This window comes from Vibrio ziniensis, assembly GCF_011064285.1.
Taxonomy (GTDB): domain Bacteria; phylum Pseudomonadota; class Gammaproteobacteria; order Enterobacterales; family Vibrionaceae; genus Vibrio; species Vibrio ziniensis.
Genome location: NZ_CP049331.1, coordinates 2,932,579 through 2,955,567, shown reverse-complemented (window position 1 = coordinate 2,955,567; position 22,989 = coordinate 2,932,579). Strand labels below are relative to the sequence as shown.

The following is a 22,989-nucleotide window of genomic DNA, read 5'->3' as shown; positions in this document are numbered from 1 at the left end:
AAAGATAGTTAAGTTGAGGAGGAGTCAGGGGTTTACACCATCTCAATTGACAAAGGCCAACCGAGATCCGTTTGACGGTTCGCTTCAAGTTCAAGCTCTGCACGTGTTAATGGATTGTCTTGCAGCCATTGCTTCTCGATAGACAGTGTCAGTTCATCCCCATCAGCAGAGATCTCGGCACTCGGTTCTAAATCCACACAACGACGGTGGCTCAGCAGTACGGCTAAACGCAAAAGGCGTAAAACGCGTTTACCGCTGGTTGCTGACAGTGCATGTTGTTCTGGTAGCGTGGTTAACTGTTCGCGGTAGCGTCTGGTTAGCTCTGCCAACAAATGCTTTTGTGCGCGAGTAAAACCCGGTAAATCGAGATTTTGCAGTAGGTAAGCGTTGTGCTCACCACCTTTTTTGAAATCAATGGATAAGCCAATTTCGTGCAGTTGCGCCGCAGTAAGCAATAACATTTCCGCTTGCGGCTCAGCAATCCACTCGTGACCACCACACTGAGCAAGTAGCTTGCTTGCAAGGTCTGAAACTTGCTGAGCATAACATTGGTCAATCTGATAACGAGTTTGGACACTATGAACAGTGCGCAAGCGAATATCGTCTTGGCGCAAGTCTTTCATCATGTCGTAGACCAAGCCTTCGCGCAGAGCGCCACCGGCCAGTGTCATAGATTCAATGTTTAACGATTCGAAAATAGCGATCAGAATCGATAAACCGCTAGGAAAAACTAACGCTCTCTCGAGAGTTAGTCCTTCGATTTCAAGCTCTTCAAGATGATTAGACTGCATAGCCTGCTTCTTGAGACGATTTAACTTAGCCAAAGTGATGACTTCATCCATCCCCTGCGCCAACATGATCTCTTGTAGAGCCTGAACTGTACCACTTGCTCCCACACACACGTCCCAACCTAACTGGGTGTATTGTTGCAAAATGGGAGCTAAGCCTTTTTTCGCTGCATCTATCGCGTTGTCAAAGTTGGTGATGTTGAGCTGACGGTCTTTAAAATGACGTTCAAGCCAAGTTACACACCCCATCTTTAAACTGGTTAACGCTTTTGCTTCAAAGCCTTCACCGATAATCACTTCGGTGCTGGCTCCGCCAATGTCCACCACTAAGCGACGCCCAAGCCCACCGGAGGTATGTGCGACGCCTTTATAGATAGTGGCAGCCTCTTCTTCACCAGAGATGACTTCAATGGTATGTCCTAGAATTTCATTCGCTTTGACTAGGAATACATTGATATTCGTCGCAGTACGCAGTGTCGCTGTACCTACGATACGAATGTTCTCTTGTGGGATGTCTTGTAAGCGTTCAGCAAACAAACTTAAACAATCCCAACCGCGTTGCATGGCTTCATGACTTAACGCGTTATTGTTATCTAAACCGGCAGCAAGACGTACTTTTCGCTTTATCTTAGCCATGGTTTGAACACTACCGTCGACATGGCGAACTATCAGCATGTGAAAGCTGTTAGAGCCTAAATCTATCGCGGCATATAACGGTGAAGAAACAGTTTGGCTCATAGATGAATTACGAATCCTTTTGCTTTTGAGGTGCGCGTGGGCGTCTTTGTGGTTTACGATTTCCGTTGTTGCGAGAACCACCTGTGTTGGTACGGCGCTGTGGTGACGATGAGCGAAGTGTTAACGGTTTCGGCAAATTCGTCAGTAGCGCTGCTGGGTCGTAATCGGACACCGGGATCGAATGTGCAATGTATTCTTCAATTGCAGTTAAGTTGATCGCGTACTCTTCACAAGCAAACGAAATCGAGTTACCGCTTGCGCCGGCACGACCAGTACGACCGATACGATGAACGTAATCTTCACAGTCATCAGGCAGATCGTAGTTAAATACGTGCGTTACTTGCGGGATATGCAGACCACGAGCTGCCACGTCTGTAGCAACAAGAATATCGACTTCACCTTGAGTAAACTGTTCCAAAATACGCTCACGTTTTTTCTGCGGAACATCACCTGTTAGCAAACCTACGCGGTGACCATCAGCAGCAAGTGCACCCCAGATGTTTTCACAACGGTGTTTGGTATTAGCAAAAATGATTGCGCGATCTGGCCAATCTTCTTCAACCAGAGTTTGTAGCAGTGCCATTTTGTGTTCGTTTGAAGGGTAGAACAGCTCTTCTTTAATGCGGTGACCTGTTTTTTGCTCAGGCTCAACCACCACATGCTCAGGGTTGTGCATGTGTTCGAATGCCAATTCTTGAACTCGGTATGACAATGTTGCCGAGAACAGCATGTTCAGACGATCTTTTGGCTCAGGCATCCGACGGAATAAGAAACGGATGTCCTTAATGAATCCCAAATCAAACATACGGTCGGCTTCATCCAGAACCACCGCTTGAATGTTGTTCAGGTTGAAAACACGTTGTTTGTAGAAATCAATGATGCGGCCAGTTGTGCCGATCAGGATATCTACACCTTCTTGAAGTTTGCCAAGCTGTTTATCGTAGCTTTCACCACCATAAGCCAGCGCAGCTTTTAGACCCGTGCTTTCAGCTAACGTGTCAGCATCGTTATAGATCTGAATCGCGAGTTCACGCGTCGGAGCCATAATAATCGCACGTGGCTGAGTAGCTTTACGGCCTTCAACTTCCGGTGTTTTCATCAAATGGTTAAAAGTCGCAGCAAGAAACGCGATGGTTTTACCAGTTCCCGTTTGGGCCTGGCCTGCAATGTCTTGGCCGGTGAGCAGTACCGGCAACGCTAATGCTTGGATAGGGGTACAATATTCGAACCCTTTTTTTTCCAATCCTTCAATGACTTGGGGATGTAAATCCAAGTTAGCGAATTTTTGCTCTGTGATATGTGTCTTTTTCATGTCTATAGAATATCAGCTTCCACTTGCATTACGGAAGTAAATACATTCCAATAGAGCATCTATTTACTGGTTAGTATGCAACCAGTTCAGAAAAAACACATTGGAGTGGAAGATGAGTGATAAAATTTTGCAGCTATCTGATGATGGTTTTGAGAACGATGTAATCAAAGCTGCAGGCCCTGTTCTAGTGGATTTTTGGGCAGAATGGTGTGGCCCTTGTAAGATGATCGCGCCTATTCTTGATGAAATCGCAGAAGAATACGAAGGTAAGCTCACTATCGGTAAACTGAATATCGACCACAACGCAGGCACACCACCTAAGTTCGGTATTCGTGGTATTCCTACGCTTCTGCTATTTAAAGATGGTGGCGTAGCAGCGACTAAAGTAGGTGCGCTGTCTAAAACTCAACTAAAAGAGTTCTTGGACGCAAATCTATAATTCGCCTTAACTTTACCGTACATAGAAATATGTACGGTTTTGTTTTTGAAAAAAACAATTTCTAGACTAGGCTAATATTTAGTGCTAGTTTATTGCACGTAAATTAAACAAGTGTTCACTTCTTGGTCAGTCCTACGACCAAATCCATCTTAACTAGAAAATAGATCCTATTTTGACTAAACAAGTATCCACCACAATGAATCTAACAGAACTGAAGAACAGACCCGTAGCTGATCTTGTCAAACTTGGTGAGAGCCTAGGCCTCGAAAACCTTGCGCGTCTAAGAAAACAAGACATTATTTTCGCTATTTTAAAAGCGCACGCCAAGAGCGGTGAAGATATCTTCGGCGACGGTGTTTTGGAAATTCTTCAAGACGGTTTTGGTTTCTTGCGTAGCGCAGATAGTTCATATCTTGCTGGCCCAGATGATATCTACGTATCTCCAAGCCAAATTCGTCGTTTTAACCTACGTACAGGTGACTCGATTGCAGGGAAAATTCGCCCGCCAAAAGAAGGTGAACGTTACTTTGCACTATTGAAAGTGAACACTGTTAACCACGATAAACCTGATAACGCGCGTAACAAAATTCTATTTGAGAACTTAACTCCACTACACGCTAATGAGCGTATGGTAATGGAGCGTGGTAATGGCTCGACAGAAGACATTACGGCACGAGTTCTTGACCTTGCTTCTCCTATCGGTAAAGGTCAACGTGGTTTGATTGTAGCTCCGCCAAAAGCGGGTAAAACTATGTTGCTACAAAACATCGCCCAAAGTATTGCTAGCAACCACCCTGAGTGTGAATTGATGGTACTTCTTATTGACGAACGTCCAGAAGAAGTTACTGAGATGCAACGCTTGGTAAAAGGTGAAGTGGTTGCTTCAACGTTTGATGAACCAGCATCTCGCCACGTTCAAGTTGCAGAAATGGTTATCGAGAAAGCAAAACGTCTTGTTGAGCACAAGAAAGACGTAGTTATCCTGCTTGACTCTATCACTCGTCTAGCGCGTGCTTACAACACGGTTGTTCCTTCATCAGGTAAAGTTCTTACTGGTGGTGTGGACGCTAACGCATTACACCGTCCAAAACGTTTCTTCGGTGCAGCTCGTAATGTAGAAGAAGGTGGTAGCTTAACTATCATCGCTACAGCGCTGGTTGATACGGGTTCTAAAATGGATGAAGTCATTTACGAAGAGTTCAAAGGTACAGGTAACATGGAACTGCACTTGAACCGTAAGATTGCAGAAAAGCGTGTTTTCCCTGCGATTGACTTCAACCGTTCAGGTACTCGTCGTGAAGAGTTGTTAACTAAGACAGACGAACTACAAAAAATGTGGATTCTGCGTAAGATCGTTCACCCAATGGGCGAAATCGACGCAATGGAATTCCTCATCGATAAGCTTGCGATGACCAAAACCAATGATGAATTCTTCGACGCAATGCGCCGTCAGTAATGAATAAACATTGATTATTTTGAAGCACCACCCATTGGGTGGTGTTTTTGTTTGCATTCTCCTCATAACCGCACGACAATTACGGGGAATGTTAACAGGAGGTTAATATGCAACAAGGACTGTTGTTTAGTTTATTCCTCTCTCTTTTATTTGCTTGGACACCAGCTTCCGCTGTTGAAGTTTCATCAACCAGCCAGCAAAAGCTGTTGCAAGATAATCAGCTACAACAGAAAGTTTCTGAGTTGGTCGATTTGGCGATAAAAGACGATATCGATGCTCTTTCGTTTGCTGTGGAACGTATCTCGTTGCCGCAACAGGAAGCTGCGCGCTTTTTATTGTTGCAGCACTTAGAGCAGCATCAAGTTTCCCTATCTGAAAACTTATTCCAATTTGTGGAAAAACAGAAAAACATTGTCCCTGTTTATCAAGTATTAGAGAAAGGACAAGGGTATGAGTTTTCCGTTCCCGCGTTCGATTACATAGCAATTGCCCACCGACTGACTAAGCAATGGAAGAAAGATCAGAGTGTGGTTAGTTTTATGCTTAAAGCGGAAGGTGGTGAGTTGAACTTGCAAGATTGGCTAACTGGTCCTGACTACTTGGTACAGCAACGTGAAGACTTACTGCTGAGTGAATTTGTTCATTTGTCTGATAAAGTTCAGCACCAACTGGTTAAACAGTTAACCGATGTGAAAGTGGTCAGTTGGTTACCTTCTTCAACGGTAATGGTCAAAATGGCACAGGTAACAGGTTATGCTCCTCTATATAAATTGTTATGGCTGATGCGTGCTGACTTTTATGTTGAGCAAGAATTAGAACGTCTCGCTCAGCGAGGAGATGATTTTTCCATCCAACAAATTATGCTGGCAGCAGATAATCCAAGATTGGCAACCAACGCATTACAGTGTTTAGTCAAGATCCCCAAACCTTTTTCTAATGAGGTGAAACAGTTCTTGGTAAAACGTTTGGAAAATTCGGCAGATGCACCGATTGTGGCACAAGCACTGGCGGAGCAGGGGTATCAACCTTGGTTGAAAGAGCTGCTTAACAATAATCGCCGGGTTGAAAGCCAAGCTATTTTACAAGTTTTAACTCCGTAACAAGTATCCTCTGTGCCCGTCAGTTGTCAGTTTGAATAAAAGAGAAACCGATAGCACATTGTTTTTGTTATACTGCGCGCAGTTTAATCATCTACAGAGCAGCTATGAGCTTTAAAAACTTACGTGATTTTCTTGAGCATCTAGAAGCGCACGGACAACTCAAACGTATTACTCATCCCATTGATCCGCATTATGAAATGACGGAAATCAGTGACCGAACCTTGCGTCAAGCAGGTCCCGCCTTACTTTTTGAAAACCCAATTGGTTACGATGTCCCTGTTCTCACCAACTTGTTTGGTACACCTGAGCGGGTGGCTATCGGTATGGGGCGCGAGAGTGTTCAAGATTTACGTGAAGTTGGAAAATTGTTGGCCTATCTGAAAGAGCCTGAACCGCCTCGTGGGTTCCGTGATGCTCTGGATAAGTTGCCCGTGTTCAAGCAAGTATTGAACATGCCTGCCAAAAGGTTACGTAAAGCACCATGTCAGGACATTATCTGGCAGGGTGATGAAGTCGACTTGGATAAGATACCTGTGATGAGTTGCTGGGCGGATGATGTAGCGCCTCTGCTCACTTGGGGTTTAACCATTACACGTGGTCCAAACAAGAAACGCCAGAATCTCGGTATCTATCGTCAACAAAAAATTGCCAAGAATAAAATCATTATGCGTTGGCTGGCTCACCGTGGTGGTGCCCTAGACTTCAGAGAGTGGATGGAAGCTAACCAAGGAGAGCGTTTTCCTGTTTCAGTCGCCTTCGGTGCAGATCCTGCCACTATCTTAGGTGCGGTAACACCTGTACCTGACACACTATCCGAATATGCGTTCGCTGGTTTACTGCGTGGCAGCAAGACCGAAGTGGTGAAATCGGTCAGTAATGATTTAGAAGTACCAGCCAGTGCTGAGATTGTATTGGAAGGCTATATCGATCCCAATGAATACGCTGATGAGGGGCCTTATGGTGACCACACGGGCTACTATAATGAAGTAGAACGTCACCATGTATTCACAGTTACGCATGTTACTATGCGCAACAAACCTATTTACCACAGTACGTACACAGGACGTCCGCCAGATGAGCCCGCCGTTCTTGGCGTGGCACTGAACGAAGTCTTTGTTCCCATTTTGCAAAAGCAGTTCCCTGAAATCGTTGATTTCTACCTGCCGCCAGAAGGTTGCTCCTACCGAATGGCCGTAGTGACAATGAAGAAGCAATATCCGGGTCACGCTAAACGGGTCATGATGGGCGTATGGTCTTTCTTGCGTCAGTTCATGTACACCAAGTACGTGGTCGTTCTCGATGAAAGTGTGAATGCACGTGATTGGAATTCTGTTACTAAAGCGATGTGCGAACATATGGATCCGATACGCGATACTCTAATGATTGAGAACACGCCTATTGACTCATTAGATTTTGCTTCGCCGGTCGCGGGTCTTGGTTCCAAAATGGGATTAGATGCAACAATAAAATGGGATGCTGAACTGGCGATGACTGCTAACGTCGAAGTCAGAACACCGCATGAGATAACAGAAGCGGATATAGAGGAGTTCAAACGTCGCCATCCGCAAATCGAAGACATCTATTTCCCACCGTCGACAGAAAATCGCATAGTGATCATTTCGATGCGTAAATATGGCAGCGGCGAATCAAAAGCGTTGTTAGACGCGGTATGGGGCTTTTTGGCAGAGTACACTGACGCCAAATTCGTCGTATTATGTGATGACGATGTGAACGCTCGTGATTGGAATGATATTATCTGGGCTATTACAACCAGAATGGATCCCGCTCGCGATACTTATAAGATTGCGGCAAACAATGGTTCCGTGTCCAAGTTAGGTTTGGACGCGACCAATAAGTTTGAAGGTGAAGTGTCACGTGAATGGGGAACACCTATTCACAAAGATCCTCAGTTGGTAGCGAAAATTGATGCCATCTGGGATGAATTAGGCATTCTATGACTTTTACTGTCCGTTTGCTGCCAAGCGAACTTCAGTTTGAAGTTGAAAAAGGGCAAACGATATTGGAAGCTGCGCTCAATCAGCAAGTTCCATTTCCTCATCGTTGCCAAGTGGGTGCATGTGCTGCGTGCCTGTGCCGAAAAGTGGAAGGGGATATCAGTTATCATCTAGAGCCTATGCTTACAGAGAAAGAGCAAGCTGAAGGATGGATATTTCCCTGCCAAGCTATAGCTGAAAGTCATTTAGTTCTTACTTTTGCAGAGTAAGCTACTTTTGCAGAGTAAGTAAGAAGGATAAACATGACCATAAAATGTAAAGTAAAGTCGATACAGTCTTTAGCCAGTAATACTTATCAGATCCTGCTTCATCCAGAACAGCCTGTATCTTTTAAAGCAGGTCAGTATCTAATGGTTGTCATGGGCGAAAAAGATAAGCGTCCATTCTCCATCGCGAGCAGCCCTTGTCGTCATGAAGGAGAACTTGAGTTACATATCGGTGCTGCTGAACATAATGCTTACGCAATTGAAGTTGTTCAACTGATGCGTAAAGCACTAGAAAAGCAAACGGATATTGAAATTGATGCTCCACACGGTGATGCATGGATAAAAGAAGACAGCGAACGACCAGTATTACTCATCGCTGGTGGTACAGGTTTTAGTTACGTTCGTTCTATTTTGGATCACTGTATTGCTCAGAACAAAGCAAACCCTATCTATTTATACTGGGGCGCTAGAGACGAAAGCCAACTTTATGCTTTGAGCGAGCTAGAGCAAATTGCCGCAGAACATAAAAATGTTCATTTTATTCCAGTAGTTGAAGAAACTGGCAAAAACTGGCAAGGAAAAGTAGGTAATGTGCTGCAAGCAATCAGCGCTGATTTCGATTCTCTAGCTGATTTTGATATCTATATTGCGGGACGCTTTGAAATGGCGGGCGCTGCGAGAGAACAATTTACTCAGAATAAACAAGCACTGAGTGAAAGAATGTTCGCAGATGCATACGCATTTATATAAAAACTTTACTGAATTACAGATAAAAAAGAGGGCTAAAAGCCCTCTTTTTGTTATTTTTGCTGCTTTCTTGAACGAACGAGATGTTTTTTCTATTTTTTTCAAAAAAGCACTTGCGCCGTTTTAATTCCTCCCTATAATGCCGCCTCACTGACACGGCAGACGTCGCAAGGCTTCAGCTAGTGTTGGAAGAGGATAAGACTTCTAAAAAGAAAATTTGAAAAAGTGTTTGACACTGACAATTATCTCGCTAGAATGCACCTCCGCTTCGAGAAGAAACCTTCTTAGAAGCACCGCTCTTTAACAATTTAAACCTATCAATCTGTGTGGGCACTCGTTGATGAAAATCAATTAGAAGCTTCGGCTTCAAATTTAGATTTCAATGAACTGAGTGACCAATTTGATACTTCGGTATCGAGCACAGTCAATTCACATATCGTAAGATATGAATCAGTATTCGTTGAGTCGACAAAATCTTAAATTGAAGAGTTTGATCATGGCTCAGATTGAACGCTGGCGGCAGGCCTAACACATGCAAGTCGAGCGGCAGCACAGAGGAACTTGTTCCTTGGGTGGCGAGCGGCGGACGGGTGAGTAATGCCTAGGAAATTGCCCTGATGTGGGGGATAACTATTGGAAACGATAGCTAATACCGCATGATGCCTACGGGCCAAAGAGGGGGACCTTCGGGCCTCTCGCGTCAGGATATGCCTAGGTGGGATTAGCTAGTTGGTGAGGTAAGGGCTCACCAAGGCGACGATCCCTAGCTGGTCTGAGAGGATGATCAGCCACACTGGAACTGAGACACGGTCCAGACTCCTACGGGAGGCAGCAGTGGGGAATATTGCACAATGGGCGCAAGCCTGATGCAGCCATGCCGCGTGTGTGAAGAAGGCCTTCGGGTTGTAAAGCACTTTCAGTAGGGAGGAAGGCAGTGTCGTTAATAGCGGCATTGTTTGACGTTACCTACAGAAGAAGCACCGGCTAACTCCGTGCCAGCAGCCGCGGTAATACGGAGGGTGCGAGCGTTAATCGGAATTACTGGGCGTAAAGCGCATGCAGGTGGTTTGTTAAGTCAGATGTGAAAGCCCGGGGCTCAACCTCGGAATAGCATTTGAAACTGTCAAGCTAGAGTACTGTAGAGGGGGGTAGAATTTCAGGTGTAGCGGTGAAATGCGTAGAGATCTGAAGGAATACCGGTGGCGAAGGCGGCCCCCTGGACAGATACTGACACTCAGATGCGAAAGCGTGGGGAGCAAACAGGATTAGATACCCTGGTAGTCCACGCCGTAAACGATGTCTACTTGGAGGTTGTGGCCTTGAGCCGTGGCTTTCGGAGCTAACGCGTTAAGTAGACCGCCTGGGGAGTACGGTCGCAAGATTAAAACTCAAATGAATTGACGGGGGCCCGCACAAGCGGTGGAGCATGTGGTTTAATTCGATGCAACGCGAAGAACCTTACCTACTCTTGACATCCAGAGAAGTCGACGGAGACGTTGATGTGCCTTCGGGAACTCTGAGACAGGTGCTGCATGGCTGTCGTCAGCTCGTGTTGTGAAATGTTGGGTTAAGTCCCGCAACGAGCGCAACCCTTATCCTTGTTTGCCAGCGAGTAATGTCGGGAACTCCAGGGAGACTGCCGGTGATAAACCGGAGGAAGGTGGGGACGACGTCAAGTCATCATGGCCCTTACGAGTAGGGCTACACACGTGCTACAATGGCGCATACAGAGGGCAGCGAACTTGCGAGAGTAAGCGAATCCCAAAAAGTGCGTCGTAGTCCGGATTGGAGTCTGCAACTCGACTCCATGAAGTCGGAATCGCTAGTAATCGTGAATCAGAATGTCACGGTGAATACGTTCCCGGGCCTTGTACACACCGCCCGTCACACCATGGGAGTGGGCTGCAAAAGAAGCAGGTAGTTTAACCTTCGGGAGGACGCTTGCCACTTTGTGGTTCATGACTGGGGTGAAGTCGTAACAAGGTAGCGCTAGGGGAACCTGGCGCTGGATCACCTCCTTACGTAAAGATTCTCTTGATGAGTGTCCACACAGATTGATTAGGTTTAAGTAAGTTTAAGAGACGATACTGGGTCTGTAGCTCAGGTGGTTAGAGCGTTCGCCTGATAAGCGAGAGGTCGGTGGTTCGAGTCCACTCAGACCCACCAATATTCCTTGTGAAATTGAAGTATCGACACCTGATGGGGTTATAGCTCAGCTGGGAGAGCGCCTGCCTTGCACGCAGGAGGTCTGCGGTTCGATCCCGCATAGCTCCACCATCTTTAAGTGCATTCGATGAGTGCTTTTAAAAATGGTTTTCAATAGAAAACTTGCTCTTTAACAATTTGGAAAGCTGACAAATAACAATTTTTGATTGAATTGTTATTTATTAAAAGTTCTCAAATCCTAATTTCTCTTAATAAAGAGTGATTAGGTACCAATACACATTCAAGTGTTCTTGGGAATCTTACTTTATAAGTAAGTATTCATATTTGAGTCCGGCAAAATCGAAATGTCTCTCGCTCATTCAAATAATGAGAGACAACTAAACCTTGGTTGTTTGCCATACGCCTTTTTGTCTTCACTTTTGAAAAGTGAAAGCAAATAGAAACCTCTTGGGGTTGTATGGTTAAGTGACTAAGCGTACACGGTGGATGCCTTGGCAGTCAGAGGCGATGAAGGACGTATTAACTTGCGATAAGCGTAGATTAGGCAGTAAAAGCCACTTGAGTCTACGATTTCCGAATGGGGAAACCCACATGCATAAGCATGTATCATTAACTGAATACATAGGTTAATGAGGCGAACCGGGAGAACTGAAACATCTAAGTACCCCGAGGAAAAGAAATCAATTGAGATTCCGAAAGTAGCGGCGAGCGAAATTGGATTAGCCCTTAAGCTTTTAATGACACAGGTGAAGGCTCTGGAAAGTGCCGCGATACAGGGTGATAGCCCCGTAACCGACATGTCATTTTAAGTGAAAACGAGTAAGGCGGGACACGTGATATCCTGTTTGAATATGGGGGGACCATCCTCCAAGGCTAAATACTCCTGACTGACCGATAGTGAACCAGTACCGTGAGGGAAAGGCGAAAAGAACCCCTGTGAGGGGAGTGAAATAGAACCTGAAACCGTGTACGTACAAGCAGTAGGAGCCTCTTCGTGGGGTGACTGCGTACCTTTTGTATAATGGGTCAGCGACTTATATTCAGTGGCAAGGTTAACCGTATAGGGGAGCCGTAGGGAAACCGAGTCTTAACTGGGCGTTTAGTCTCTGGATATAGACCCGAAACCGAGTGATCTAGCCATGGGCAGGTTGAAGGTTGAGTAACATCAACTGGAGGACCGAACCGACTAATGTTGAAAAATTAGCGGATGACTTGTGGCTAGGGGTGAAAGGCCAATCAAACTCGGAGATAGCTGGTTCTCCCCGAAAGCTATTTAGGTAGCGCCTCGGACGAATACTACTGGGGGTAGAGCACTGTTAAGGCTAGGGGGTCATCCCGACTTACCAACCCTTTGCAAACTCCGAATACCAGTAAGTACTATCCGGGAGACACACGGCGGGTGCTAACGTCCGTCGTGGAGAGGGAAACAACCCAGACCGCCAGCTAAGGTCCCAAATTACTACTAAGTGGGAAACGATGTGGGAAGGCTCAGACAGCTAGGATGTTGGCTTAGAAGCAGCCATCATTTAAAGAAAGCGTAATAGCTCACTAGTCGAGTCGGCCTGCGCGGAAGATGTAACGGGGCTAAGTAGTAAACCGAAGCTGCGGCAATATCCTTTAGGATATTGGGTAGGGGAGCGTTCTGTAAGCCGTTGAAGGTGTGTTGTAAAGCATGCTGGAGGTATCAGAAGTGCGAATGCTGACATGAGTAACGATAAAGGGGGTGAAAAACCTCCTCGCCGGAAGACCAAGGGTTCCTGTCCAACGTTAATCGGGGCAGGGTGAGTCGACCCCTAAGGCGAGGCCGAAAGGCGTAGTCGATGGGAAACGGGTTAATATTCCCGTACTTCTTACAATTGCGATGGGGGGACGGAGAAGGCTAGGTGGGCCTGGCGACGGTTGTCCAGGTTCAAGTGCGTAGGCTTGAGGGTTAGGTAAATCCGGCTCTCTTTAAGGCTGAGACACGATGTCGAGCTACTACGGTAGTGAAGTCATTGATGCCATGCTTCCAGGAAAAGCCTCTAAGCTTCAGATTGTAAGGAATCGTACCCCAAACCGACACAGGTGGTCGGGTAGAGAATACCAAGGCGCTTGAGAGAACTCGGGTGAAGGAACTAGGCAAAATGGTACCGTAACTTCGGGAGAAGGTACGCTCTTGACGGTGAAGTCCCTCGCGGATGGAGCTGATGAGAGTCGCAGATACCAGGTGGCTGCAACTGTTTATTAAAAACACAGCACTGTGCAAAATCGTAAGATGACGTATACGGTGTGACGCCTGCCCGGTGCCGGAAGGTTAATTGATGGGGTTAGCGGTAACGCGAAGCTCTTGATCGAAGCCCCGGTAAACGGCGGCCGTAACTATAACGGTCCTAAGGTAGCGAAATTCCTTGTCGGGTAAGTTCCGACCTGCACGAATGGCGTAATGATGGCCACGCTGTCTCCACCCGAGACTCAGTGAAATTGAAATCGCTGTGAAGATGCAGTGTACCCGCGGCTAGACGGAAAGACCCCGTGAACCTTTACTACAGCTTGGCACTGAACATTGAACCTACATGTGTAGGATAGGTGGGAGGCTTTGAAGCGCAGACGCTAGTTTGTGTGGAGCCGTCCTTGAAATACCACCCTTGTATGTTTGATGTTCTAACTCAGACCCGTTATCCGGGTCGAGGACAGTGCCTGGTGGGTAGTTTGACTGGGGCGGTCTCCTCCCAAAGAGTAACGGAGGAGCACGAAGGTGGGCTAAACACGGTTGGACATCGTGTGGTTAGTGCAATGGCATAAGCCCGCTTGACTGCGAGAATGACAATTCGAGCAGGTGCGAAAGCAGGTCATAGTGATCCGGTGGTTCTGAATGGAAGGGCCATCGCTCAACGGATAAAAGGTACTCCGGGGATAACAGGCTGATACCGCCCAAGAGTTCATATCGACGGCGGTGTTTGGCACCTCGATGTCGGCTCATCACATCCTGGGGCTGAAGTCGGTCCCAAGGGTATGGCTGTTCGCCATTTAAAGTGGTACGCGAGCTGGGTTTAGAACGTCGTGAGACAGTTCGGTCCCTATCTGCCGTGGGCGTTGGAGAATTGAAGGGGGCTGCTCCTAGTACGAGAGGACCGGAGTGGACGAACCTCTGGTGTTCGGGTTGTTACGCCAGTAGCATTGCCCGGTAGCTAAGTTCGGAATTGATAACCGCTGAAAGCATCTAAGCGGGAAGCAAGCCCTGAGATGAGTTCTCCCTGGCACTTTAAGTGTCCTAAAGGGTTGTTCGAGACTAGAACGTTGATAGGCAGGGTGTGTAAGTGCTGTGAGGCATTGAGCTAACCTGTACTAATTGCCCGTGAGGCTTAACCATACAACACCCAAGGGGTTTTGATGGACTCAAAGCAAGAGCAGAATTGAATGTGTAGAGAACACTAAACAGCTTTCCGATTTGTTGGTTTCCACTTTTTTATAAAAAGTGAAATCAAAAACAGAATTTGCTTGGCGACCATAGCGATTTGGACCCACCTGATTCCATGCCGAACTCAGAAGTGAAACGAATTAGCGCCGATGGTAGTGTGGGGTCTCCCCATGTGAGAGTAGGACATCGCCAGGCTTTAATTTCTGCTTCTTCCAATAGGAAGAAGTCACCATAAAGTTTTAATAAAACTTAGAATTTTATGTTGACTTTCAAAGCATGAAGCGTAATATACGCGCACCTGCCCAGGTGCTAAGGCACTGAAAGCAAAGCTCTTTAACAATTTAAACCTATCAATCTGTGTGGGCACTCGTTGATGAAAATCAAATTAGAAACTTCGGTTTCAAATTAGGTTTCAATGAACTGAGTGACCAATTGAATCGTAAGATTCAGCACAGTCAATTCAACATTACTTAGCTTTTTATTAAGCAAAAGAATGTAATCAGTATTCATTGAGCCGACAAAATCTTAAATTGAAGAGTTTGATCATGGCTCAGATTGAACGCTGGCGGCAGGCCTAACACATGCAAGTCGAGCGGCAGCACAGAGGAACTTGTTCCTTGGGTGGCGAGCGGCGGACGGGTGAGTAATGCCTAGGAAATTGCCCTGATGTGGGGGATAACTATTGGAAACGATAGCTAATACCGCATGATGCCTACGGGCCAAAGAGGGGGACCTTCGGGCCTCTCGCGTCAGGATATGCCTAGGTGGGATTAGCTAGTTGGTGAGGTAAGGGCTCACCAAGGCGACGATCCCTAGCTGGTCTGAGAGGATGATCAGCCACACTGGAACTGAGACACGGTCCAGACTCCTACGGGAGGCAGCAGTGGGGAATATTGCACAATGGGCGCAAGCCTGATGCAGCCATGCCGCGTGTGTGAAGAAGGCCTTCGGGTTGTAAAGCACTTTCAGTAGGGAGGAAGGCAGTGTCGTTAATAGCGGCATTGTTTGACGTTACCTACAGAAGAAGCACCGGCTAACTCCGTGCCAGCAGCCGCGGTAATACGGAGGGTGCGAGCGTTAATCGGAATTACTGGGCGTAAAGCGCATGCAGGTGGTTTGTTAAGTCAGATGTGAAAGCCCGGGGCTCAACCTCGGAATAGCATTTGAAACTGTCAAGCTAGAGTACTGTAGAGGGGGGTAGAATTTCAGGTGTAGCGGTGAAATGCGTAGAGATCTGAAGGAATACCGGTGGCGAAGGCGGCCCCCTGGACAGATACTGACACTCAGATGCGAAAGCGTGGGGAGCAAACAGGATTAGATACCCTGGTAGTCCACGCCGTAAACGATGTCTACTTGGAGGTTGTGGCCTTGAGCCGTGGCTTTCGGAGCTAACGCGTTAAGTAGACCGCCTGGGGAGTACGGTCGCAAGATTAAAACTCAAATGAATTGACGGGGGCCCGCACAAGCGGTGGAGCATGTGGTTTAATTCGATGCAACGCGAAGAACCTTACCTACTCTTGACATCCAGAGAAGTCGACGGAGACGTTGATGTGCCTTCGGGAACTCTGAGACAGGTGCTGCATGGCTGTCGTCAGCTCGTGTTGTGAAATGTTGGGTTAAGTCCCGCAACGAGCGCAACCCTTATCCTTGTTTGCCAGCGAGTAATGTCGGGAACTCCAGGGAGACTGCCGGTGATAAACCGGAGGAAGGTGGGGACGACGTCAAGTCATCATGGCCCTTACGAGTAGGGCTACACACGTGCTACAATGGCGCATACAGAGGGCAGCGAACTTGCGAGAGTAAGCGAATCCCAAAAAGTGCGTCGTAGTCCGGATTGGAGTCTGCAACTCGACTCCATGAAGTCGGAATCGCTAGTAATCGTGAATCAGAATGTCACGGTGAATACGTTCCCGGGCCTTGTACACACCGCCCGTCACACCATGGGAGTGGGCTGCAAAAGAAGCAGGTAGTTTAACCTTCGGGAGGACGCTTGCCACTTTGTGGTTCATGACTGGGGTGAAGTCGTAACAAGGTAGCGCTAGGGGAACCTGGCGCTGGATCACCTCCTTACGTAAAGATTCTCTTGATGAGTGTCCACACAGATTGATTAGGTTTAGAAAGTAAGAGTATCTTAGTGTCCCGTTCGTCTAGAGGCCTAGGACACCGCCCTTTCACGGCGGTAACAGGGGTTCGACTCCCCTACGGGATACCAATTCCACTTCTTTTTCGTAAAGAAAGGGAATAAAAGGGGGTCGTTAGCTCAGTTGGTAGAGCAGTTGACTTTTAATCAATTGGTCGCAGGTTCGAATCCTGCACGACCCACCATTCTTCTCCACGAAGAATTCAAACTTATGTGGGCGATTAGCTCAGTTGGGAGAGCACCTGCCTTACAAGCAGGGGGTCACTGGTTCGAACCCGGTATCGCCCACCACTCTTTAAGCATTTTTGGATAATGAAATCCAAACCACTTCAATAAAAGGTATGTGGTTCGGACTTTTGACGACGAGAATCCTTAAAAAGTGTTTTAGATGACACTTTGCTCTTTAACAATTTGGAAAGCTGACAAATAACAATTTTTGATTGAATTGTTATTTATTAAAAGTTCTCAAATCCTAGATGATTTCTTTTTATGAAGAGATGATTTAGGTACCAATACACATTCAAGTGTTCTTGGGAATCTTACTTTATAAGTAAGTATTCATATTTGAGTCCGGCAAAATCGAAATGTCTCTCGCTCATTCAAATAATGAGAGACAACTAAACCTTGGTTGTTTGCCATACGAAAGACCTCTTGGGGTTGTATGGTTAAGTGACTAAGCGTACACGGTGGATGCCTTGGCAGTCAGAGGCGATGAAGGACGTATTAACTTGCGATAAGCGTAGATTAGGCAGTAAAAGCCACTTGAGTCTACGATTTCCGAATGGGGAAACCCACATGCATAAGCATGTATCATTAACTGAATACATAGGTTAATGAGGCGAACCGGGAGAACTGAAACATCTAAGTACCCCGAGGAAAAGAAATCAATTGAGATTCCGAAAGTAGCGGCGAGCGAAATTGGATTAGCCCTTAAGCTTTTAATGACACAGGTGAAGGCTCTGGAAAGTGCCGCGATACAGGGTGATAGCCCCGTAACCGACATGTCATTTTAAGTGAAAACGAGTAAGGCGGGACACGTGATATCCTGTTTGAATATGGGGGGACCATCCTCCAAGGCTAAATACTCCTGACTGACCGATAGTGAACCAGTACCGTGAGGGAAAGGCGAAAAGAACCCCTGTGAGGGGAGTGAAATAGAACCTGAAACCGTGTACGTACAAGCAGTAGGAGCCTCTTCGTGGGGTGACTGCGTACCTTTTGTATAATGGGTCAGCGACTTATATTCAGTGGCAAGGTTAACCGTATAGGGGAGCCGTAGGGAAACCGAGTCTTAACTGGGCGTTTAGTCTCTGGATATAGACCCGAAACCGAGTGATCTAGCCATGGGCAGGTTGAAGGTTGAGTAACATCAACTGGAGGACCGAACCGACTAATGTTGAAAAATTAGCGGATGACTTGTGGCTAGGGGTGAAAGGCCAATCAAACTCGGAGATAGCTGGTTCTCCCCGAAAGCTATTTAGGTAGCGCCTCGGACGAATACTACTGGGGGTAGAGCACTGTTAAGGCTAGGGGGTCATCCCGACTTACCAACCCTTTGCAAACTCCGAATACCAGTAAGTACTATCCGGGAGACACACGGCGGGTGCTAACGTCCGTCGTGGAGAGGGAAACAACCCAGACCGCCAGCTAAGGTCCCAAATTACTACTAAGTGGGAAACGATGTGGGAAGGCTCAGACAGCTAGGATGTTGGCTTAGAAGCAGCCATCATTTAAAGAAAGCGTAATAGCTCACTAGTCGAGTCGGCCTGCGCGGAAGATGTAACGGGGCTAAGTAGTAAACCGAAGCTGCGGCAATATCCTTTAGGATATTGGGTAGGGGAGCGTTCTGTAAGCCGTTGAAGGTGTGTTGTAAAGCATGCTGGAGGTATCAGAAGTGCGAATGCTGACATGAGTAACGATAAAGGGGGTGAAAAACCTCCTCGCCGGAAGACCAAGGGTTCCTGTCCAACGTTAATCGGGGCAGGGTGAGTCGACCCCTAAGGCGAGGCCGAAAGGCGTAGTCGATGGGAAACGGGTTAATATTCCCGTACTTCTTACAATTGCGATGGGGGGACGGAGAAGGCTAGGTGGGCCTGGCGACGGTTGTCCAGGTTCAAGTGCGTAGGCTTGAGGGTTAGGTAAATCCGGCTCTCTTTAAGGCTGAGACACGATGTCGAGCTACTACGGTAGTGAAGTCATTGATGCCATGCTTCCAGGAAAAGCCTCTAAGCTTCAGATTGTAAGGAATCGTACCCCAAACCGACACAGGTGGTCGGGTAGAGAATACCAAGGCGCTTGAGAGAACTCGGGTGAAGGAACTAGGCAAAATGGTACCGTAACTTCGGGAGAAGGTACGCTCTTGACGGTGAAGTCCCTCGCGGATGGAGCTGATGAGAGTCGCAGATACCAGGTGGCTGCAACTGTTTATTAAAAACACAGCACTGTGCAAAATCGTAAGATGACGTATACGGTGTGACGCCTGCCCGGTGCCGGAAGGTTAATTGATGGGGTTAGCGGTAACGCGAAGCTCTTGATCGAAGCCCCGGTAAACGGCGGCCGTAACTATAACGGTCCTAAGGTAGCGAAATTCCTTGTCGGGTAAGTTCCGACCTGCACGAATGGCGTAATGATGGCCACGCTGTCTCCACCCGAGACTCAGTGAAATTGAAATCGCTGTGAAGATGCAGTGTACCCGCGGCTAGACGGAAAGACCCCGTGAACCTTTACTACAGCTTGGCACTGAACATTGAACCTACATGTGTAGGATAGGTGGGAGGCTTTGAAGCGCAGACGCTAGTTTGTGTGGAGCCGTCCTTGAAATACCACCCTTGTATGTTTGATGTTCTAACTCAGACCCGTTATCCGGGTCGAGGACAGTGCCTGGTGGGTAGTTTGACTGGGGCGGTCTCCTCCCAAAGAGTAACGGAGGAGCACGAAGGTGGGCTAAACACGGTTGGACATCGTGTGGTTAGTGCAATGGCATAAGCCCGCTTGACTGCGAGAATGACAATTCGAGCAGGTGCGAAAGCAGGTCATAGTGATCCGGTGGTTCTGAATGGAAGGGCCATCGCTCAACGGATAAAAGGTACTCCGGGGATAACAGGCTGATACCGCCCAAGAGTTCATATCGACGGCGGTGTTTGGCACCTCGATGTCGGCTCATCACATCCTGGGGCTGAAGTCGGTCCCAAGGGTATGGCTGTTCGCCATTTAAAGTGGTACGCGAGCTGGGTTTAGAACGTCGTGAGACAGTTCGGTCCCTATCTGCCGTGGGCGTTGGAGAATTGAAGGGGGCTGCTCCTAGTACGAGAGGACCGGAGTGGACGAACCTCTGGTGTTCGGGTTGTTACGCCAGTAGCATTGCCCGGTAGCTAAGTTCGGAATTGATAACCGCTGAAAGCATCTAAGCGGGAAGCAAGCCCTGAGATGAGTTCTCCCTGGCACTTTAAGTGTCCTAAAGGGTTGTTCGAGACTAGAACGTTGATAGGCAGGGTGTGTAAGTGCTGTGAGGCATTGAGCTAACCTGTACTAATTGCCCGTGAGGCTTAACCATACAACACCCAAGGGGTTTTGATGGACTCAAAGCAAGAGCAGAATTGAATGTGTAGAGAACACTAAACAGCTTTCCGATTTGTTGGTTTCCACTTTTTTATAAAAAGTGAAATCAAAAACAGAATTTGCTTGGCGACCATAGCGATTTGGACCCACCTGATTCCATGCCGAACTCAGAAGTGAAACGAATTAGCGCCGATGGTAGTGTGGGGTCTCCCCATGTGAGAGTAGGACATCGCCAGGCTTTATTACTTGTGTTCAGATTGATAAATCTGAAGGCAAACAAAGAAAAGACTTAATAGTCTGACCAATGCGGAGCGGTAGTTCAGTTGGTTAGAATACCGGCCTGTCACGCCGGGGGTCGCGGGTTCGAGTCCCGTCCGCTCCGCCACTTATTTCGAAGCCTCGTCAGAAATGACGGGGCTTTTTTGCTGTCTATAGCAAAGTGACCAATGCGGAGCGGTAGTTCAGTTGGTTGCTCTTTGTTTAAGAGCGGCCGGCCTGTCTCGCCGGGGGATGCGCTCACGTATAGTGAATAGGGAGTCCCGTCCGTTCCGCCACCCGTTCTTTAAAATAGACAGCGAAGCCTCGTCAGAAATGACGGGGCTTTTTTGCGTCTATAGCAAAGTGACCAATGCGGAGCGGTAGTTCAGTTGGTTGCTCTTTGTTTAAGAGCGGCCGGCCTGTCTCGCCGGGGCGCGCGCTCACGCATGGTGGATAGGGAGTCCCGTCCGCTCCGCCACTTGTTCTTTAAAATAGACAGCGAAGCCTCGTCAGAAATGACGGGGCTTTTTTGCGTCTATAACAAAGTGACCAATGCGGAGCGGTAGTTCAGTTGGTTGCTCTTTGTTTAATACCATTCGCTGCTCGCTGATGCTCAATCTGATCATATTTTTATCTAGGATGGTATAAAAGGGGAGTTGAAATGGCACTACCCTATGACGGGATTGGAATGCTTTACCATAAATGAAGGTTTTGGGCTGCTAGCCAAGCATAAAAAAACCGACGCGGTTGCGTCGGTGAGTATTGATGTAGAGTTTTTACAGTATTTGTTTTAATACTCTGTCTGCTTTCACGCGAGTGATCTTGCGGACTAAGCGTTGTACAACGTCTGGGTAGTCTTCAAGTTTTTGAATTTGTCGGTATGTGCAGACTAATTGCGTATATTGCAGAATATTTTCAAGCTCTTTATCAAATTGCTCCGCCAAGTGATGATGGTCATCTTTGACTAACAGAGCATTTTCTAAATCAAGTTTCCAAGCTCTAGGGTTTAAGTTATTACCCGTTAATAGCATGTAGCGTTTATCTATCCAGATACCCTTTAGATGGAAGCTATTATCGTCATGTTTCCACAGGTGGATTGATAGTTTGCGACTCGCAATGTTCGCCTCGTTAGCTTTTGCAAATCGGCGCAGATTGATTTCATACAAGTATGGTAGGCCGCCTATGGTTTTGAAATCTTCTTCCGGTGAAATATAGAAGTCGTTAGCGGTTTTATCACCAATGATAATGTGTACTTTTACCCCGCGCTTTAGCGCTTTTTTCACTTCTTTCGCAACACTATTCGGGAAGTTAAAATATGGAGTACAAATATAAATTTCGTCTTTCGCTTGTGCTAGAAGCTGAACGATATATTGGTTTAGGCGGTTACGTCGTTTGCCTAACCCCACTAGTGGCGCTATCCCGATTTGGTCTTGCGGTATATTGTCTGGAGTAAACTTATAGCTCGCTTGTGCTAACGATGATCTAAATTGGCGGATATCTGTTTTGATATCTTTGGTTGTTGGTTTGTCCTGTGCACTTAGGTCATTAACTGCGGGATGCGCTAGCATCTCTTCTTGAACAAACGTGACCATGCTGTCTGCCAACGCGGCATTCTCAATGGCATGATAGCGGTCAAAGCGGTAACGCTCTTTGTAATGAAGGTAAACATTGTTTAAGCTTGCGCCGCTGTATATAACAGTATCGTCAATCACAAAACCTTTCAGGTGTAATACACCAAACACCTCACGTCCACGAACTGGGATGCCATAAATTGGAATCTGGTGCTTATAGTCTTGGTTAAATTTCTTATATACCGCAGCATTGCCTTCAGAGGCTGCTTTTCCGATCAACCCACGTTGTGCTCGGTGCCAATCGACGCAAATATTGATTTCTAACCCAGGATTACGCTGTTTAGCTTCAAAAAGCTCTGTAAGAATCTCGCGTCCAGCTTCATCATCTTCTAAATACAGTGCAACAAGGTAAATACGTTTACTTGCATTGCGAATCGACTCAATTAAACGAGTTCTAAATTCTGCGGCAGAAAAGAGGATGGTAAACTTATTCGGATCTTGCGCAATAGTCGGCAGCTGGTCGAATGGGTTTCTACGAGCAATCATTTTTGAGGTATTACCTTACATATGTGCAAATGTGCGAACTGAGAATGATACCAAACTAGTCAAACAAAAGGCTAGAAAAGCTGATTAATCTTCATCTTGTACGGTAAAAAATTGCATTGGAATGAGATCTTTACCACTTTGACTATATCTAAGAAATAAAGTTTTCAGATCGTTCGGCAATTTTTCGCTACTAATTTCTCTAAATTGAGCTTTTTCATAGAAGTGTTGCAGGTGAGAGTAGGAAAAACAAAAGTCATTTTCCTGAAGAATCTCATTTTGGCAATACTCAAGCAGCAGTGAACCCAATCCTATTCCTCTTTTAGATTCATTGACAGCCATTCCTGTAAGTAATCGGTAGTTGGAAACCGGTCTAAATCGAACAACGGCCACCATTGTCAACTCATCATAAGCAGCAATAGTCAATTCATCACTCTTGGGTTTGGTTCCTGGGTAGTGTTGTTTATAGAATCGTTTGAGAAGAGGAAGTTTTATTGGATCTAAGTGTTCAAACTTGAGCGTAGGCATTTATGTCTTATCATGGCATCTGTTGTA

At 46.7% G+C, this 22,989-nt stretch carries 9 protein-coding genes, 7 tRNA genes, 6 rRNA genes and 2 pseudogenes; 20 read left to right on the top strand and 4 right to left on the bottom strand.

Annotated elements, in window-relative coordinates:
- Positions 1-32: 32 nt before the first annotated feature.
- Together gppA and rhlB are read right to left on the bottom strand one after the other, a co-directional pair.
- On the bottom strand, positions 33-1,526 hold the full coding sequence (gene gppA / locus G5S32_RS13695; RefSeq protein ID WP_165312481.1) for a guanosine-5'-triphosphate,3'-diphosphate diphosphatase: 1,494 nt from the start codon (positions 1,524-1,526) through the stop codon (positions 33-35).
- 7 nt (positions 1,527-1,533) lie between these two features.
- Positions 1,534-2,838 (bottom strand): ATP-dependent RNA helicase RhlB, encoded by a 1,305-nt coding sequence (rhlB, locus tag G5S32_RS13690; RefSeq protein WP_165312480.1) that lies wholly within the window; start codon positions 2,836-2,838, stop codon positions 1,534-1,536.
- Between the two features lie 112 nt (positions 2,839-2,950).
- On the opposite strand from rhlB, the gene trxA reads away from it, so the two are divergent.
- From trxA to G5S32_RS13595, 20 genes and pseudogenes are all read left to right on the top strand, one after another.
- On the top strand, positions 2,951-3,277 hold the full coding sequence (trxA, locus tag G5S32_RS13685) for a thioredoxin TrxA (RefSeq protein ID WP_165312479.1): 327 nt from the start codon (positions 2,951-2,953) through the stop codon (positions 3,275-3,277).
- Between the two features lie 196 nt (positions 3,278-3,473).
- Positions 3,474-4,733 (top strand): transcription termination factor Rho, encoded by a 1,260-nt coding sequence (rho, locus tag G5S32_RS13680; protein WP_165312805.1) that lies wholly within the window; start codon positions 3,474-3,476, stop codon positions 4,731-4,733.
- Between the two features lie 107 nt (positions 4,734-4,840).
- Positions 4,841-5,833 carry a hypothetical protein gene (locus tag G5S32_RS13675; protein WP_165312478.1) on the top strand — a complete coding sequence of 331 codons (993 nt, stop codon included), beginning with the start codon at positions 4,841-4,843 and terminating at the stop codon, positions 5,831-5,833.
- A gap of 104 nt (positions 5,834-5,937) precedes the next feature.
- Positions 5,938-7,423: pseudogene (gene ubiD / locus G5S32_RS13670) on the top strand (4-hydroxy-3-polyprenylbenzoate decarboxylase); the annotation flags it as partial.
- A pseudogene (locus tag G5S32_RS21715) lies at positions 7,399-7,791 on the top strand (4-hydroxy-3-polyprenylbenzoate decarboxylase); the annotation flags it as partial. The pseudogenes ubiD and G5S32_RS21715, both read left to right, overlap by 25 nt.
- On the top strand, positions 7,788-8,057 hold the full coding sequence (locus tag G5S32_RS13665; protein WP_165312476.1) for a 2Fe-2S iron-sulfur cluster-binding protein: 270 nt from the start codon (positions 7,788-7,790) through the stop codon (positions 8,055-8,057). The pseudogene G5S32_RS21715 and the gene G5S32_RS13665, both read left to right, overlap by 4 nt.
- Before the next feature lie 33 nt (positions 8,058-8,090).
- Positions 8,091-8,804: an NAD(P)H-flavin reductase gene (gene fre, locus G5S32_RS13660; RefSeq protein ID WP_165312475.1), complete on the top strand. Its 714-nt coding sequence runs from the start codon at positions 8,091-8,093 to the stop codon at positions 8,802-8,804.
- 475 nt (positions 8,805-9,279) lie between these two features.
- A 16S ribosomal RNA gene (locus tag G5S32_RS13655) occupies positions 9,280-10,822 on the top strand.
- 68 nt (positions 10,823-10,890) lie between these two features.
- Positions 10,891-10,967 (top strand) — tRNA-Ile (locus tag G5S32_RS13650).
- A gap of 35 nt (positions 10,968-11,002) precedes the next feature.
- Positions 11,003-11,078: transfer RNA gene (locus tag G5S32_RS13645), tRNA-Ala, on the top strand.
- Positions 11,079-11,426: 348 nt separating this feature from the next.
- Positions 11,427-14,316: ribosomal RNA gene (locus G5S32_RS13640) — 23S ribosomal RNA — on the top strand.
- A 127-nt stretch (positions 14,317-14,443) separates the two neighbouring features.
- Positions 14,444-14,559 (top strand): 5S ribosomal RNA (rrf, locus tag G5S32_RS13635).
- Between the two features lie 332 nt (positions 14,560-14,891).
- A 16S ribosomal RNA gene (locus G5S32_RS13630) occupies positions 14,892-16,434 on the top strand.
- Positions 16,435-16,500: 66 nt separating this feature from the next.
- Positions 16,501-16,576, top strand: a tRNA-Glu gene (locus G5S32_RS13625).
- 37 nt (positions 16,577-16,613) lie between these two features.
- Positions 16,614-16,689: transfer RNA gene (locus G5S32_RS13620), tRNA-Lys, on the top strand.
- A 30-nt stretch (positions 16,690-16,719) separates the two neighbouring features.
- Positions 16,720-16,795: transfer RNA gene (locus G5S32_RS13615), tRNA-Val, on the top strand.
- Between the two features lie 372 nt (positions 16,796-17,167).
- Positions 17,168-20,057, top strand: a 23S ribosomal RNA gene (locus G5S32_RS13610).
- A gap of 127 nt (positions 20,058-20,184) precedes the next feature.
- Positions 20,185-20,300, top strand: a 5S ribosomal RNA gene (rrf, locus tag G5S32_RS13605).
- The 16S, 23S and 5S rRNA genes sit together here with 7 tRNA genes alongside, the layout of an rRNA operon.
- A 70-nt stretch (positions 20,301-20,370) precedes the next feature.
- A tRNA-Asp gene (locus G5S32_RS13600) sits at positions 20,371-20,447 on the top strand.
- A gap of 247 nt (positions 20,448-20,694) precedes the next feature.
- Positions 20,695-20,798, top strand: a tRNA-Asp gene (locus G5S32_RS13595).
- Between the two features lie 298 nt (positions 20,799-21,096).
- Here G5S32_RS13595 and pssA read toward each other — a convergent pair.
- Positions 21,097-22,437, bottom strand: a complete 1,341-nt coding sequence (pssA, locus tag G5S32_RS13590) for a CDP-diacylglycerol--serine O-phosphatidyltransferase (protein ID WP_165312474.1) — start codon at positions 22,435-22,437, stop codon at positions 21,097-21,099.
- An 84-nt stretch (positions 22,438-22,521) separates the two neighbouring features.
- Positions 22,522-22,962, bottom strand: a complete 441-nt coding sequence (locus tag G5S32_RS13585) for a GNAT family N-acetyltransferase (RefSeq protein ID WP_165312473.1) — start codon at positions 22,960-22,962, stop codon at positions 22,522-22,524.
- Between the last annotated feature and the right edge of the window lie 27 nt (positions 22,963-22,989).